This window comes from Burkholderia sp. LS-044 (assembly GCF_004803625.1).
GTDB lineage: Bacteria > Pseudomonadota > Gammaproteobacteria > Burkholderiales > Burkholderiaceae > Burkholderia > Burkholderia cepacia.
In genome coordinates this window covers 12,447-27,388 of the sequence record NZ_SSWO01000002.1, presented here as the reverse complement: position 1 = coordinate 27,388, position 14,942 = coordinate 12,447, and the positions used below count along the sequence as shown (strand labels likewise).

13 protein-coding genes are annotated in these 14,942 nt (G+C 66.2%); 9 read left to right on the top strand and 4 right to left on the bottom strand.

What is annotated here, in order from left to right:
* Nucleotides 1-22 precede the first annotated feature (22 nt).
* From E9536_RS05175 to E9536_RS05145, 7 genes are all read left to right on the top strand, one after another.
* Nucleotides 23-1,537 (top strand): polyamine aminopropyltransferase, encoded by a 1,515-nt coding sequence (locus E9536_RS05175; RefSeq protein ID WP_059812807.1) that lies wholly within the window; start codon nucleotides 23-25, stop codon nucleotides 1,535-1,537.
* Nucleotides 1,537-3,156, top strand: coding sequence for an NAD(P)-binding protein (locus tag E9536_RS05170; protein ID WP_136469431.1), 1,620 nt, complete (start codon nucleotides 1,537-1,539; stop codon nucleotides 3,154-3,156). The genes E9536_RS05175 and E9536_RS05170 overlap by 1 nt, the downstream gene beginning before the upstream one ends.
* A gap of 124 nt (nucleotides 3,157-3,280) precedes the next feature.
* Entirely contained in the window at nucleotides 3,281-4,045 is a 765-nt protein-coding gene (locus E9536_RS05165) for an N-acetylmuramoyl-L-alanine amidase (RefSeq protein WP_124671751.1), read from the top strand.
* A gap of 54 nt (nucleotides 4,046-4,099) precedes the next feature.
* Complete coding sequence (locus E9536_RS05160; RefSeq protein WP_059698594.1) at nucleotides 4,100-4,489, top strand: lysozyme inhibitor LprI family protein; 390 nt, start codon at nucleotides 4,100-4,102, stop codon at nucleotides 4,487-4,489.
* A 62-nt stretch (nucleotides 4,490-4,551) separates the two neighbouring features.
* Entirely contained in the window at nucleotides 4,552-5,130 is a 579-nt protein-coding gene (locus E9536_RS05155; RefSeq protein WP_124671750.1) for a hypothetical protein, read from the top strand.
* A gap of 50 nt (nucleotides 5,131-5,180) precedes the next feature.
* The gene (locus E9536_RS05150) at nucleotides 5,181-5,744 is read left to right on the top strand and encodes a GNAT family N-acetyltransferase (RefSeq protein WP_136469430.1); all 564 of its coding nucleotides are present in this window, start codon (nucleotides 5,181-5,183) and stop codon (nucleotides 5,742-5,744) included.
* A gap of 119 nt (nucleotides 5,745-5,863) precedes the next feature.
* A complete protein-coding gene (locus E9536_RS05145) occupies nucleotides 5,864-6,709 on the top strand; it encodes a hypothetical protein (RefSeq protein ID WP_136469429.1) in 846 nt (281 codons plus the stop codon).
* Nucleotides 6,710-6,770: 61 nt separating this feature from the next.
* Here the strand turns inward: E9536_RS05145 and E9536_RS05140 are convergent, their stop codons facing one another.
* Entirely contained in the window at nucleotides 6,771-7,691 is a 921-nt protein-coding gene (locus tag E9536_RS05140; RefSeq protein ID WP_136469690.1) for a LysR family transcriptional regulator, read from the bottom strand.
* Between the two features lie 149 nt (nucleotides 7,692-7,840).
* On the opposite strand from E9536_RS05140, the gene E9536_RS05135 reads away from it, so the two are divergent.
* Complete coding sequence (locus E9536_RS05135) at nucleotides 7,841-9,019, top strand: FAD-dependent oxidoreductase (RefSeq protein ID WP_136469428.1); 1,179 nt, start codon at nucleotides 7,841-7,843, stop codon at nucleotides 9,017-9,019.
* 23 nt (nucleotides 9,020-9,042) lie between these two features.
* Here E9536_RS05135 and E9536_RS05130 read toward each other — a convergent pair whose 3' ends face one another.
* The 3 genes from E9536_RS05130 to E9536_RS05120 all read right to left on the bottom strand — a co-directional run bounded on the left by E9536_RS05130 (nucleotide 9,043) and on the right by E9536_RS05120 (nucleotide 12,405).
* Nucleotides 9,043-10,389 carry a glutamine synthetase family protein gene (locus tag E9536_RS05130; RefSeq protein WP_060173322.1) on the bottom strand — a complete coding sequence of 449 codons (1,347 nt, stop codon included), beginning with the start codon at nucleotides 10,387-10,389 and terminating at the stop codon, nucleotides 9,043-9,045.
* Between the two features lie 151 nt (nucleotides 10,390-10,540).
* On the bottom strand, nucleotides 10,541-11,098 hold the full coding sequence (locus E9536_RS05125; RefSeq protein ID WP_021163465.1) for an XRE family transcriptional regulator: 558 nt from the start codon (nucleotides 11,096-11,098) through the stop codon (nucleotides 10,541-10,543).
* A 17-nt stretch (nucleotides 11,099-11,115) separates the two neighbouring features.
* Nucleotides 11,116-12,405 carry an FAD-binding oxidoreductase gene (locus E9536_RS05120; protein ID WP_136469427.1) on the bottom strand — a complete coding sequence of 430 codons (1,290 nt, stop codon included), beginning with the start codon at nucleotides 12,403-12,405 and terminating at the stop codon, nucleotides 11,116-11,118.
* A 1,172-nt stretch (nucleotides 12,406-13,577) separates the two neighbouring features.
* Between E9536_RS05120 and E9536_RS05115 the strand changes: the two genes are divergently transcribed.
* Complete coding sequence (locus E9536_RS05115; RefSeq protein WP_136469426.1) at nucleotides 13,578-14,933, top strand: hypothetical protein; 1,356 nt, start codon at nucleotides 13,578-13,580, stop codon at nucleotides 14,931-14,933.
* Nucleotides 14,934-14,942: the final 9 nt, after the last annotated feature.

Below are 14,942 nucleotides of genomic sequence, written 5' to 3'. Positions count from 1 at the left end.
AACACTGCACAACGGATGCGCCATGCTGCATAAGCGTGCGCTCGTCCTGTCGATTCTCGTGCTCGCGTCGTGCGGGCTCGGCTACGAACTGATCAGCAGCGCCCTGTCGAGCTACCTGCTCGGCGATTCGATCCTGCAGTTCTCGTCGGTGATCGGCAGCTACCTGTTCGCGATGGGGATCGGCTCGTGGCTCGCGAAGTTCGTCGAGGACGACGACGTGCTCGACCGCTTCGTCGATATCGAGTTGCTGGTCGGCCTGCTCGGCGGCGTGTCGGCCGCGCTGCTGTTCGCGGTGTTCGCCTGGCTCGCCGCGCCGTTCCGCGCGGCGCTTTACGCCCTGGTGCTCGCGCTCGGCCTGCTGATCGGGATGGAGATCCCGCTCGTGATGCGCGCGTTCCAGCAGCGTCGCCAGGCATTCCGCCATACCGTCAGCGAAGTGCTGACCTTCGACTATCTCGGCTCGCTCGCCGTGTCGCTGATCTTCCCGCTCGTACTCGCGCCGCGCCTCGGCCTGCTGCGCACCAGCTTCCTGTTCGGGCTCCTGAACGCCTTCGTCGCGCTGTGGACGACGCACCTGTTCCGCGACGAGATCCGCAACGTGCGCGGCAAGCTGATGCGCGCGTCGCTCGTGATCGGGCTGCTCGTCGCCGGCTTCGTGCTGTCGGACCGCATCACGCACTGGGCCGAACACGGCGTGTACGGCGACGAGACGATCTATTCGGAAACGACACCGTACCAGCGCATCGTGCTCACGCAGTGGCACGACGACATGCGGCTGTACCTGAACGGCAACCTACAGTTCTCGTCGCGCGACGAGCATCGTTATCACGAGGCGCTGATCCACCCGACGATCGAGGCACTGCCGTGGGCGAAGCGCGTGCTCGTGCTCGGCGGCGGCGACGGGCTCGCGGTGCGTGAACTGCTGAAGCACCGCAACCTCGAACAGATCACGCTCGTCGATCTCGACCCCGCGATGACGAAGCTGTTCTCGACGTCCGCCCCGCTCGTCAAGCTGAACCAGGGCTCGCTGAAGGACCCGCGCGTGCACGTGATCAACGACGACGCGATACGCTGGCTCGAATCGAACGCCGACGTGTACGACGCGATCGTGGTCGACTTCCCCGACCCGACCAACTTCGGGCTCGGCCGGCTGTATTCGGTGCCCGTGTTCCGGCTGCTCGCGCGCCACCTGTCGGAGAACGGCTATGCGGTGATCCAGTCGACGTCGCCGTATTTCGCGCCGCACGCGTACTGGACCATCATCGCGACGCTGCACGAAGCGGGGCTCAACACGTGGCCGTACCACTGCTACGTGCCGTCGTTCGGCGACTGGGGCTTCGTGATCGCCGGCAAGCGCCGCGATTTCACGGTCCCGACGCACTACTCGGTGCCCACCCGCTGGCTCGACGCGCAGACGGCCGCCGAGATGTTCCATTTCCCGGCCGACATGCCGGCGCTGCCGATGTCGCCGAACGAACTCAACGACCAGCCGCTCGTGCGCCGCTTCGACGACGACTGGAAGCACGTGCTGCGCTGATGGACCGCCGCACGTTCCTCGTCGCGTCGGCCGCCGCATCGCTCGCCGCCTGCGGGCGCACCGGCTGGATCGAGACGACGCCGCGGGTCGGCTACCCCGGCATGCGCGAAGGCCATGCGCTGCGCGACCATGCGACGCTGCCGCCGCCTTCCGGCACGATCGAAACCGACGTCGCGATCCTCGGCGCGGGTGCCGCCGGGCTGTCGTGCGCATGGCAGCTTGCGCGCGCAAGGCACACGCGCTTCACGGTGCTCGCGGGCCCCGAATTCGGCGGCAATGCCGCCGGCGGCCGCTTCGGCGATCTCGGTTATCCCAAGGGCGCGCACTACCTGCCGCTGCCGTCGCTCGAATCCGCGCACCTGCGCGACATGCTCGCCGATCTCGGCGTGATCGAATCCGCGCCGTTCTCCGCACGCCCTGTGTACGACGAACGCGCGCTCGTGCATGCGCCCGACGAACGGCTCTTCATCGCCGGCCAGTGGCAGGACGGCATCGTGCCGACCGCCGGCCTCGGCGCAGACGAACTCGCGCAACAGGCGAAGTTCTTCGCCTACACCGACGGGCTGCGCACCGCGCGCGGCGCCGATGGCCGCAAGGTGTTCTGCATCCCGATCGCCGAATCGTCGCGCGACCCGCGATGGCGTGCGCTGGACCGGCGCTCGTTCCGCCAGTGGCTGCTCGACGAAGGCTACACGGCGAAGGCGTTGCACTGGTACCTGAACTACTGCTGCCGCGACGACTATGGCGCCGGGTACGAGCGCGTGTCCGCGTGGGCCGGCCTGCACTACTTCTCGTCGCGCGGCGGCCACGCGGGCGATGCGAGCGACGGCGCGGTGCTGACCTGGCCCGACGGGCTGCACACGATGGTGACGAAGCTGAGCGATTCGATCACCGCGCGCACCGGTTCCGGCGCGTGGTCGCGCGACGGCTTCGCGGTGCGTGCGACCGAACGCGCGGGCGGCGTCGACGTGCTGTGCGCGCGCGTCGGCAACGACGGTGCGCTGTCGACGTTCATGCTGAAGGCGCGGCGCGTCGTGAGCGCGATGCCGCTGTTCGTCGCGGCGCGCGTGTTTCCGCAGCTCGGCGCATACGGCTTCGACCCCGCGCGCGACCTGCCGCCGCGCGCGCCGTGGCTCGTGTCCAACTTCCTGCTCGACGGCATGCCGGCCGAGGAAGCGGGCGTGCCGCTCGCGTGGGACAACGTCGTCTACGATGGCGCGGCGCTCGGTTATGTCGTGTCGACGCACCAGCTGATCCGGATGTCGCCGCCGACGCGTTCGGTGTTCTCCGCCTATCAGGCGTTGAGTACGCAAACGCCGGACGACACGCGCCGCTGGCTTGCCCGGGCCAGGCCCGATGCGTTGCGCGAACAGGCGGCGATCGACCTGCAGGCCGTCTACGGACGCGAACTCTGGAAGCACGCGACGGCGCTCGAGATCACCGTGCGCGGTCATGCGATGGCGACGCCCGACGTCGGCTTCCTGAGCCGGCCGGGGCTGCTCGCGCTGCGCGAGGCCGACGGCCCCGTCGTGTTCGCGCATGCAGACCTGTCCGGGCTGTCGCTGTTCGAGGAAGCGTCGTACTGGGGCATGCTCGCCGCCCGGCGCGTGCTGGCCTGACCGCCGTCATCCGTCATTGCGGCGGCGCCGCCAGCCGCTATAATCGCGCGACATTCCGACTGCATTGAGCAGGCCGACGGTGCCGTGCCGTCCGACGCGCCGTATGCCCTCCTCGACAACAACAATGACGAACCGAACCATCCGACGCCTTCGCCCGTTCGTGCGCGCCGCCGCGCGCGTGCTCGCCTGCACCGCGCTGCTCGGCGCGCCGCCGGCGCTGCATGCGGCCGACACCGCGGCCACCGCCGGCACCGCACCCGCCTCCGGGCGCTACATCGTCGTCGACACCGGTCATACGCCCGCTCACCCGGGCTCCACCGGCGCGAGCGGCCGCGTCGAATACCTGTACAACCTCGACCTGTCCGCGGCGGTCGCCGAAAAACTCGCCGCGCATGGCGACCGCGTGCTGCGCACGTCGGCCGACGGCCGCGAGATCTCGCTCGACCAGCGCTCGACCCAGGCGCCCGACGCGAACCTGTTCGTGTCGATCCATCACGACTCGATGCAGCAGCAGTTCATCGACGCGGGCCGGCAGCGCGAATTCCGCGGCTTCTCGGTGTTCGTGTCGGAACGCAATCCGCACTATGCGGAAAGCCTGCGTTGCGCGAAGGCGATCGCCGAACGGCTGGTCGCGGCCGGCGAACGGCCGTCGCTGTATCACGCGCAGCCGATCCGTGGCGAGAACCGCCCGCTGATCGACCCGGCACTCGGCATTCACCGCTTCGACGATCTCGTCGTGCTGCGCACTGCGCCGGTTCCGGCGGTGCTCGTCGAGGCCGGCGTGATCGTCAACCCGGACGAGGAAGCACGGCTTGCGCGTCGCGAGACGATCCAGAAGCTGTCCGCCGCGATCGCGGGCGGGATCGACGCGTGCACCGCGCCGCAATAGACGATGCAATCGCCCATCGGGCCCAACGGTTTTTACCCAGTCAGGAGCATCACCATGAAAATGAAGAATCTGCTCGCATCCTGCGCACTGCTCGCGCTTGCCGTTCCGTTCGCCGCGCACGCGGCCGGCTGCGGGAAGCCGCGCAGCGCGTTCGACCAGGTGTACTGCACCAGCACGCAGTTCTCTCAGTCCGATCGCGATCTGAACGACGAATACGGCCGCCTGCGCAAGCAACTGAGCGGCGACCAGCAGGCCGCGCTGAAGGCCGGCCAGCTCGCGTGGCTGAAGCAACGCGATGCGCAGTGCAGCGAAACGCGCAACAACAGCTACCTCGTGGATATCCAGTGCGCGAACGACATGACGCAGTCGCGGCTGTCGTTCCTGCGCGAGCGTGAGCGCGAGTGCTCGAGCACGGGTTGCGTGACGTCCAGGCTCGGCGAGTAAGCTCGCCGGACGCGGTGTGCCGCCGTGCAGGTCGCGGCACGCCGCCTTCGAAAGACACGACGATGCGGCATGAATTCTCCGAAGTCCTCAACGACCTGATCGACTGTTTCCTCGTCGGCGATCTTCTGCTGCTGAAGCGCTACAAGGAAACGCATCGGCTGCCGGAAAACGTCGCGTCCGAGTTCACGACCGGCGACAGCGGCGACAACGCCGTGCTCGAAGGCGTCGTCATTCCGCTGGCCGGTATCGAGAACCATCCGTATACGGTCATCTTCACGCTGGACGACGACACGCCCGAACTGCTGAAGGCCGGAAGCCGCCTGCAGCATCGGCGCGGCGGATACGTGCTGCGCGTCGAACACCGTTCGGTGATGCTTTACACGTGGCGCATTCTCGAGCGCTTCAACGACGAATCGGTGAACGCGCTGCTTACGCGTTATCGCGAACCGGGCCGGCCCGTGATCGACCTCGACAACGGCTGGTACGACGTCGAAGTCCTCGGTGGCGAAGTGCCGCGCGACGGCTGGTACGAACCCGCGTTCGAGTTCGTGCTGAAGCGGACCGATACGCCCGGCGACGCGTCGCAAGTGGACCTCGGCTACCGTTTCGCGATCGACGGCAGCCTGGATCCGGCGGAATGAATCCCGCGCGCGGCAACGCGGCAAACGGCACACGATTCGACGAGGCACGCATGGCACCGAACACGACGACGATCGACATCCGCACGGCCACCTCCGCCGACGCGCCGGCCATCGCCGGCATCCACGTCGCAGCGTGGCAGGCGACCTACACGGACATCATGCCGGCGGCGTTCCTCGCCGGCCTGTCGGTCGAGAAGCGCACGGCCTCGTGGCGCTGTGCGTTCGACGCCGGGCGGCCGCACGTCGCACTCGCGGTGTCGGTCGCGGACAACACGCCGGCAGGCTGGATCGCCTATGGTCCGACACGCGACACCGACAAGGATCGTGCGTGGGGAGAAATCGAAGCGATCTATCTGCACCCGTTGCATTGCGGCCAGGGGATCGGCGCGGCGCTGGTCGACCATGCATGCCGGTCGTTGCACGACCTGGGCCATGCGTGGGTATCGCTGTGGGTCTTGCTCAAGAACCGTCGGGCCAGGGCGTTCTACGAACGCGAGGGCTTCGTCGCCGAAGACGACGTCAAGACGTTCGAGATCGACGGGAGTCCTATCGAAGAGGTGCGCTATTGGCGCGCGCTACCGGGCACGACACACGGCGAGGCGGCAACATCTTGATGCCGGCCCGGCCCGACCCGTTTCGCTGGATTCCCGGGGCCGGGCGCTCCGCTTCGGCATCGGCGAGACTGAGCGCGGCGTTTCCGCGCCCGAAGACGCCGATGGGCGAGGCGTGGTTCATGGGCGACTCGCGACGGACATTCGCCGAGTTGCAGGACGACCTCCAGTCGATCGACATCGCACGGCTGGACACGCCGCTCGAAGAAATCGTGATCGGCACGACTTCATTCGGCCCACGCGACGAGTGGCAGCAGTGGTATCACTACCTGATGGTGCAACTGATGCCGCGCTGCCACGAAGGGCAACACCATGCGCTGCTGGAATGGCTGATCACCGCGTTCGTTTCGCAGCATCCCGATCGCATCCCGTCCGAACCCTATCAGGGTTATCGCCGCGACGTGCTCGATACGCTCGGGCAAAGCCTGATGGCCCCCGAATGCTGGCCGTCGGGCGCACTCGATACGGCTGCGTGCTTCAACCGGCATCACGACCGGCAATCCGGCACCGGAGACTGGTTCAATGCCAGCGGAAAATTCTCGTCATCGATGTTCCTTTGCGTCAAATACCTCGAGACGCACGAAATTCGCCCGTGGCTGACATCGGTGCTCGCCATCGACGATCCACTCTGGCGTGCACAGTTGATGATCTGGTTCGTCGGGGCGGACGACATGCTCCGCGGCCGTGTCCGGCAGCCGTCCGAATTCAGCCCCCGCGACTATCCGCGCATCGACTGGCAGGGCGCGCGCTACTTGAGCGGCTCCACCGACCGCCACGCCGCGCCCGTTGAATTCGTGCCTTCCGCGAATCGCGACGCAGCGGTCGACACGTTACGATCGGTGATGACCGAAGCCACGTTCCTCGATTGGCTTCATTCGCTTGGCCGGCACGATCACGTCGAAAGCGAACTGGCCGATCTGCCGTACCGGTTTTATTCCCTTTACGGCGCGAGCAATCAGTCTGGATAACGAAACACCGGGCAAGCGCACGAACCGGCACGTGTCGCCCGCCAAGACGGCGACACGATCGTCATGAAAGGCTCGTCCCCCATTCCACTAGCCGCGCCTGCATCATCTGCAGCAACTCGCGGATCTTCGCATTGACCGAATTCCGGCTCGCATAAGCGGCATACAGCTCCAGCGGCGCCGGCGCCATCTCCAGCGGCACGCGTACCAGCCGCCCCTCGGCCAGCTCGACCGCGCACGCGCGCTCGACGAGAATCGCGAAGCCGATCCCGTTCACCGCGGCCAACCCAGCCATCTCGCCGCTGTTGACGCGATACCGGCTCGCCACGGAAATCTTGTGAATCCTCCCGTCGCCGTCGGCGAACTGCCACGGCTGCCCTTTCAGCGTGCTCAACGTCGTGATGCACGGCAGTTGCCCGAGCTGTTCCGTCCGGGTCGGCAACCCGACCCGCGCGACGAGCGACGGCGCAGCCACGACAACGCTCGGCAAACTCACGAGCGGCCTGACGACGAATGCACTGTCGTCCAGCCTCCCGCGATTGACGATGATCGACAGGTCGATATCGTCGCGCAGCGTCGACACACCGGCGAGGCTCGTATCGCAGTCGATTTCGACGCGCGGGTGACGGCTCGCGAATTCCGCGACGATCGGCCCGAGCATGCGCGGCCCGATTTCGCCGGGCACGCAGAGCTTCAGCACGCCGCGCAGCTCCGTCTGCTGCGACGTCAGTTCGGATTCGGCCTGCGTCAGCGCATCGAGCATCGGTCGCGCGCGCTCGTGCAGCAAACGCCCGGCCTCGGTCATGCGCAAGTGTCGCGTACTGCGCTCGAGCAGGCGCACGCCGAGCCTCGACTCCAGTTGCGCCACGTGACGGCTCACGTTGGAACCCGGCATCTCGAGCACGCGCGCGGCGCCGGCGAAGCTGCCTTCGTCGACGACCGACACGAACACACGCACCGCATTCAGATCCAGCTTGCTCCGCATCATTAGCCCATTTCAGGTATCAAAGCGTGCCGATTTTCACGGCTTATCCCGCCGGAGACCATAATTTACGATGCTCATCCCGTCAATGCGACGCCGATGCGCAACTCCGCGTCCCGGCGAGCACGCGTACGACACAAGGAAGGAGCACGATGGAAATCGCCATTCTGGGCGCCGGCGTTGCCGGCATGAGCACCGCACTCGCACTTGCCGGGCACGGCCACCGGATCCGGTTGTACGAACGCCGGCCGTCGGAATCGACGATGGGCGCGGGCGTCGTGCTGTGGCCGAATGCCGGCTTCGTGCTCGAGCAACTCGGCCTGCTGCCGGACATCGTCGAGGTTGGCGGCCACCTGCACGCGATGCGGCGCATCGACCGGCATGGCACCGCGCTCAAGGCTACCGATATCCGCGCACTCGACCGCCGCATGGGTTTCCCGACGTATTCGATCCTGCGGCGCGACCTGCAGGCCGTGCTGGCACGGCACCTCGCCGCGCGCGGCATCGACGTCCGCTTCGGCCACGGTGCGACGGCCATCGAAACCGGAACGGACGACCGCGCCGTCGTTCGCTTCGACAACGGAACGACGATCGCCCCCGATCTCGTGATCGGCGCCGACGGCCGCATGAACTCCGTCGCGCGACACTACGTGGTCGGTCACAACGCGCCCGTCTACCAGGGATTCGTCAACTGGATCGGCATCGCGCAAAGTGATGTGCCGCTGGTCGACGAGGTGTCGGTATTCGACTATTGGGGCGTGCGCGAGCGCTTCGGCATCGTCGCGCTCGACCGGCATCGGATGTATTGGGCGGCGGCATGGCCCGAAGCCGATCCGGACGAGGTGACGGAAAGCGATCCCGCGGCGATGCTGGAACGGCGCTTCGCCGCGTGGCCGGCACCCGTCGCGAACGCGATACGTGCGACACCGTCGGACGCGATCACGAAGATCCGTGTGCACGATCTCGATCCGGTCGACGTGTGGCATCGCGGCAACGTGCTGATGATCGGCGATGCCGCTCACGCCCCGCTACCGACCTCCGGACAAGGTGCTTGCCAGGCACTCGAGGACGCGTGGCATCTTGCCCGTTGTCTCGACGAGCACGGAGCAGGCAACGACAGCGACCTCGATGCGGCGCTCTCGTCTTTCACGCTGCGGCGCCGCCCGAAAACAGCGGCGATCACCGAGCGTGCACGCGATTTCGCGCACCTGCTGTTCGACGACCGCGTGGACGAAAGCGCTCGACACCAGATCGATCCGGTCGCGGAAATCGAGGCCCTGACAAACGCGTGGGGCGCGCACCTGCCGATGGAGCAGATGCGCGGACGATAAGACGCGCGCGCGGCAGCGTCCGCTCACAAGAACCACCGATACTCCCGCGCGCCGATTTCATTGCGAAAATCCAGCTCCTCCTGCCGCTTGTTCTCGCAATACACCATCACGAACTCGCTGCCGAGCCCTTCGCGCACGGCCGGATGATCCTGCATCGCTGCAACGGCCGACAGCATCTCCTTCGGGAAATCGATCCCGCTGCCGCGATCCTCGTTGAGCGGCGCGATCGGCTCGATCCGTGCATCGAGCCCATGCTCCATCCCGGTGAGAATCGCGGCGAGCACCAGATACGGGTTCGCGTCCGCGCTCGCGAGCCGGTGCTCGATCCGCAGGTTGCGCGCATCCGACTCGGGAATCCGGATGCACGCATCGCGATCCTCGAAGCCCCAGCTCGCGCGGCTCGCCGCATTCACCATCGATCCGTAGCGCCGGAACGCGTTGTGATTCGGCGCGAACACGGGCATGCAGTGCGGCAGCACCGCGAGGCATCCGGCCACCGCGTGCCGCAGCGGCCGCTGCCCGTCCGCCGCGAGCAGGTTGCGCCCGGCATCGTCGTAGAGGCTCACGTGCACGTGCATCCCGCTGCCCGGCGCATGCAGGTACGGCTTGCCCATGAAGCTCGCGCGATAGCCGTGCTTCAACGCGACGCCGCGCGTGCTGCGGCAGAACAGCGCCGACCAGTCGGCCGCGCGCAACGCATCGTCGGTGTGGCCGAAATTGATCTCGAACTGGCCGGGACCGAGTTCGGCCGTGATCACCGTCGCGTCGACGCCCTGCTCGCGCGCGGCCTCGACCATCTCGTGCAGCACGTCGGAGAAGCGCGACAGGCGCTCGATATGCATGTTGGGCTGATCGTCGCGATCGTCGCTCAGGCGGTCGCGCGGATATTGCGGCATCCCTTCCGCGAGCTGCGCGGCGAACAGGTAGAACTCGAGCTCGAATGCGACGACCGGCCGGATGCCGCGCGCCGCGAAACGCCGCAGCACGCGCGCGAGCACCTCGCGCGGCTCGAACTCGATCGGCGAATCGGTGCCGTCGGAGCTGATCAGCATCTGCGCGAGCGGCTGCCGCTCCCAGCGCACGGGCTTCAGCGTGCCGGGAATCAGCCGGCGCGGCGCGTCCGGGTCGCCGTCGTTGAAGCAGTAGTCGCCGATCTTGTAGAGGCCGCCCTGCGTGCCGAGCAGCACGCAATTCTGCGGCAGCTTCAGCAACGAGCCCGACGCGACCTTTTCGAGCGCGTCGATCGGGTAGCGCTTGCCGTAGAAATGCCCGGGCAGGTCGAGGCAGATCAGGTCGACATAACGGATCTCGGGGTGCGCCTGCCGGAATGCGCGGACTTCACCGACCAGCGCGGGAACGACGTCAGCCATGTCTCATCCTTTCCATGTCTTGTATGGCGGTGCCGCAGCGCGGCGAACCGGATTCACGCGCATGCATCACGTCGCATGCATCATCTCGATCAGTACTGCAAACAGGCTGCTTGGCGGGGCGGCCCGTCATGCCGCCCGCCCCGCCGACCACTCAGGTGAATACCCAGATCACGCGCGTCGGCGCGTCGGTCAGGTTGGCATAACGGAAGCGCTTGTGCGCGGGGAGCTGGAATGCGTCGTTCGGGCCGAGCGTGACGGGTGTGTCGTCGCCGTCGATCCAGATCGTCAGTTCTCCTTCGAGCACGAAGCCGCCCTGCTCGTCGCTGTCGTCGACGGGCCGCTCGCCGCTGCTCGCGCCCGGCGCGAGATGGCTTTCGAGGATCGAGAAGCGCGAGCGCATGTTCGGCGACACGAGGATGTCGGTAATGCCAGCCGCGTAATACACGGTGCGCCGCTCGTCGGGCCGCGTGACCCACGGCACGCTGCGCGGCTTGCTCAGGCTGTAGAAATAAGTGGTCGGCACGCCGAGCGCCTCGCCGATCGCGGTGAGATCCGCGACCGTCGGGCGCGACAGCCCGCGCTCGACCTGCGACAGAAAGCCGACCGAGCGGCCGATCCGTTCCGCGAGATCGTTGAGCGTGACCTTGCGATGCTTGCGCAGGTCGCGGATCAGGATCGCCAGGCTTTCTATCTCTTCCTGTTCGTTCATGGTGGGTTCCGGTGCAGTCAAACGGTATCGCGCAGACGGTACCAGGCCTTGCCGACCGCTTCCAGCGGCGCGGCGAGCCGGTCGCCGCCGGGGAAGCGCGGGTTGCGGATGCGCTGGTACTGCGCAAGCAGGCGTTCGTCGCCGAGCACGGCGTCGGCCACCGCGCGCGCGCCCGCGAGCGTCGGCAGCACGCCGTGCCCCGAGAAGCCCTGCAGCCAGAAACGCTGCCCGAGGCGGCCGATGTCCGGCGTGCGGCGCATGCTGATGTCGATATGGCCGCCCCACGCGTAATCGAGCGGCACGCCGGCCAGTTGCGGAAACACGCGTTCGAGGTGCGGGCGCGTGGCCGCCGCGATATCGGCCGGAATGCCGCCGAGATACGTGCAGCCGCCGCCGAACAGCAGCCGGTTGTCGGGGCTCAGCCGGAAATAGTCGGGCACGAACTGGTTGTCGATCACGCAGCTGTTCCGCGGCAACAGCGAACGCGCGACGTCGGGCGCGAGCGGCGCGGTCGCGATCTGGTAGGTGCCGACCGGCAACAGCCGGCGCGCGAGGTCGCGATCGAGCCGGTCGACATACGCGTTGCAGGCCAGCACGAGGACGTCCGCGCGAACTTCGCCGCGCGCCGTGCGGGCCACGTGGCCCCCGGCCGTTTCGCGGCAGTCGAGCACGCGGCTCTGCTCGAAGATGCGGCCGCCCGCGCGCTCGATCGTCCGGGCGAGGCCGAGCGCGAGCTTCAGCGGGTTCAGGTGGCCGGCCTCGGGATCGTAGAGCGCCGCGAGATAGCGCGAGCCGCCGATCCATTCGGGCATGTCGGCCCGCTCGATCACGCGCAGCCGGTCGTAGCCCCAGCGCTCGGCCGCTTCGTCGCGGGCCTGCGCGAGCATCGCGACGCGACGCGGCCGCACCGCCGCCCACAGGCTGCCGGGCCGATAGTCGATGTCGAAACCATGCCGCCCGGGCAGTTCCCGCACCTCGGTCGCGGCCCAGCGCATGCTGTCCCACAGCAGGCGCGCGCCGTCGCGGCCGAGCGAATCCTCGAGCGGCTGCATGTCGCACGACCAACCGAGCAGCGCCTGCCCGCCGTTGCGGCCCGACGCGGCCCACGCGACGCGGCTCGCTTCGAGCATGACGACCCGCTTGCCGGTGAGCGCAAGGCGCAGCGCCGTATGCAGCCCGCTGAACCCCGCGCCGACGACGAGCACGTCGGCGTCGATGCGCTCGTCCAGTTCCGGACGATGCGGGATCGGCTCCGGATACGTACCGGCGTAGTAGCTTGCGACGTGACGGTCGGACTGCACGAACATGCGGACTCCCGTGAAATTCTTGCCGAGAAATTTCATGAAAAACTAGCATGACAATTTCACGGGAGCAAGCGGGCTGTCGCGATGCGTCCAACTTGAGTCCGACGAACTAAAGTCGCGCTCTTTTCAGGGGGTTGCCGCCCGCAAATAGCCGCTGGCCTGCCAAATTGAAAGAACTCCAAACAAATCTTGGGGCCGGCTTACACCCCCGGCTCGGCGACTACCTGCTGGATCTCCTGCGGCCTGTTCTGCCGCTCGATCCGAGCATTGATTTTTCATTAAAATCAGCAGCTTAGGCCGAGATGCGGCGGATTTTTTGAGAATCCCGGTCAAGCCTCACACACGCTCGACACAACCCAGCAAGTTGTGCGGCCAGGAATCAACACCAATGACTTGGCAAGCGTGCCCAAGAGCCATCTCAATTTCTCGGCAGTTCGGAATGTTCGATTCCCTGAAACCATCCAATCACCATGAGTTAATAAATTAACTCATTTGTTTCACCGAATGCATCTATCGAAGTTAATAAACAGCAAAAAGAGATTTCCAAATATTGGGAAGCCAATCCAAAATCACGACCGCGATTTAGCATGCCAAAACTTTCCGGTCAACGAAATTTTCTAGTCGAAAGTTTTAATAAAAACCCTTGATCCCCTGTTGTATCGCTTAAAAATTTAAATATACTTTGCTCACAATTTCGTCAGGAGATATCGGCGTCACTTCTCCCGGAAATTGAAAATGATTTGAAAGAAAAGATGTGTCGAAGGCGGCACGGGCACGAAATGCTTTTGCCAATCGATTCCCGTAAATCAGCACCAAAGCAATTGATAAGTCGGTTACGTTCAAATAACCGTCGAGGTAGTTATTGCCGAACCCGGTCAAATTGCCCTCAGTACTATTCCGAAGGGTCGATATCCGTCGTTTCGAGTTCCGCCGATGTCAGGGCGGGTAAGGAGATGCCGATGAATAAGCCAGCGGGTGCTTTCCGAGTCGTGGAGTTGGTATATCCACGTGGTGTTGATTTATCCATTGGACATACGTGACGTTCGAACACAACTCACGGTGCACATTTTGAAATCCGGCGTTGCATCGCCGATCTCACCACCAATCCCCACAGCTTCCCGAGCGAATGCCGGTCTCGCCGACATTGATCCGGCCGCCTGGAGTTTGACTACGCCATGCTGACACTAAGACTCGCACCCACGGCCCCGCCTGCATTGCGCGGCTTGCTAGAGAATCTCTCACACGAGGAGCGTCGCGTCGACGACTACATTCCCCTCACCGCCAACGAGAATCGCATGTCGGATCTCGCCTGTGCGGTACAGGCCAGCCTGCTCTCACACCGATATCTCCTCGGCCAGGCCGACGAGCGCGGCGAGCAGGGCCGCGATTTCGTCAAGGGCGGCCTCATGCTTGATGGCCTTCCCGCCGTGACGGCGCTCGAGCAGCGGGCGGTCGCGGCAGCGCGTGCGATGTACGGAGTCGAGGCCGTCGAATTGCGCCCCCTCTCCGGGCTGCATGCGACGCTGGCGACGCTGCTGTCGCTGTCGCGGCCGGGCGCCGTGGTGCTGTCGATCGATCCCGCACACAACGGACATTTCGCAACGCGCGGCCTCGTTACCGCGCTCGGCCGCCGCTCGGCGTACCTCGCGTGGGACAAAGCGCGCGACATAATCGACGCCGAGGCCGCGGCGCGCCAGGTCGAGGCCCTGCCCGATGGCTCGCTCGTGCTGATCGACCACAGCGCACCTCGTTTCCCTCAGCCCGTCGCCGCTTTGCGCGCGGCCCTGCGCAGCGACGTGTGTATCAGCTACGACGCGTCGCATACGCTCGGCCTCATCGCGGGCGGTCAGTTCCAGGATCCGATCGGCGAAGGTGCCGACGTCCTCCAGGGCAACACGCACAAGACATTCCCCGGCCCGCAGAAAGGCATGATCCTCGCGGCACGCGAGGCCGTGGGCCGGCGAATCGGCGAGACGATGTGCGACTACGTCATCTCCAGCCAGCACACGCATCACGCGCTCGCGCTGTACGTGACGCTGCTCGAGATGGAAGTGCACGCCAGGGCGTATGCGCGCCAGGTCGTGACGAACGCGCTCGCGCTGGCCGATGCCCTCAGCGCAATGGGCTTCGCGGTGCGTCGGCGCGCCGACGGCGCGGCCACGGCGTCGCACATGCTGTTGATCGGCGGCTTCGAGGGCGGGCGTGCCTACGAGTTCTGTGCGCGCTTGCGTGCATGCGGCCTGTCGGTCAACGCGCGGACCGATCGCGCCGGCGAATTGATTCGCATCGGCATCCAGGAACTCACGCGTCGCAACGTGCGGGTCCGCGACATCAAGCCGCTCGCGGAGCTGATCCGACGCGCGGGCAGGACGGACGAATCGCCCGACCGCATCCGTGCCGACGTGCGCGAATACCTCGGCCAGTTCGCGGCCGTGGGCTATTCGTTCTGCGAGCCGGACCTTACCTCCGCGACCCGCGCTGCGCCGCGCCCATCCGGCGACCACCCCATCGAGTTTGCATCCGATTGTTGAGAGGGACTC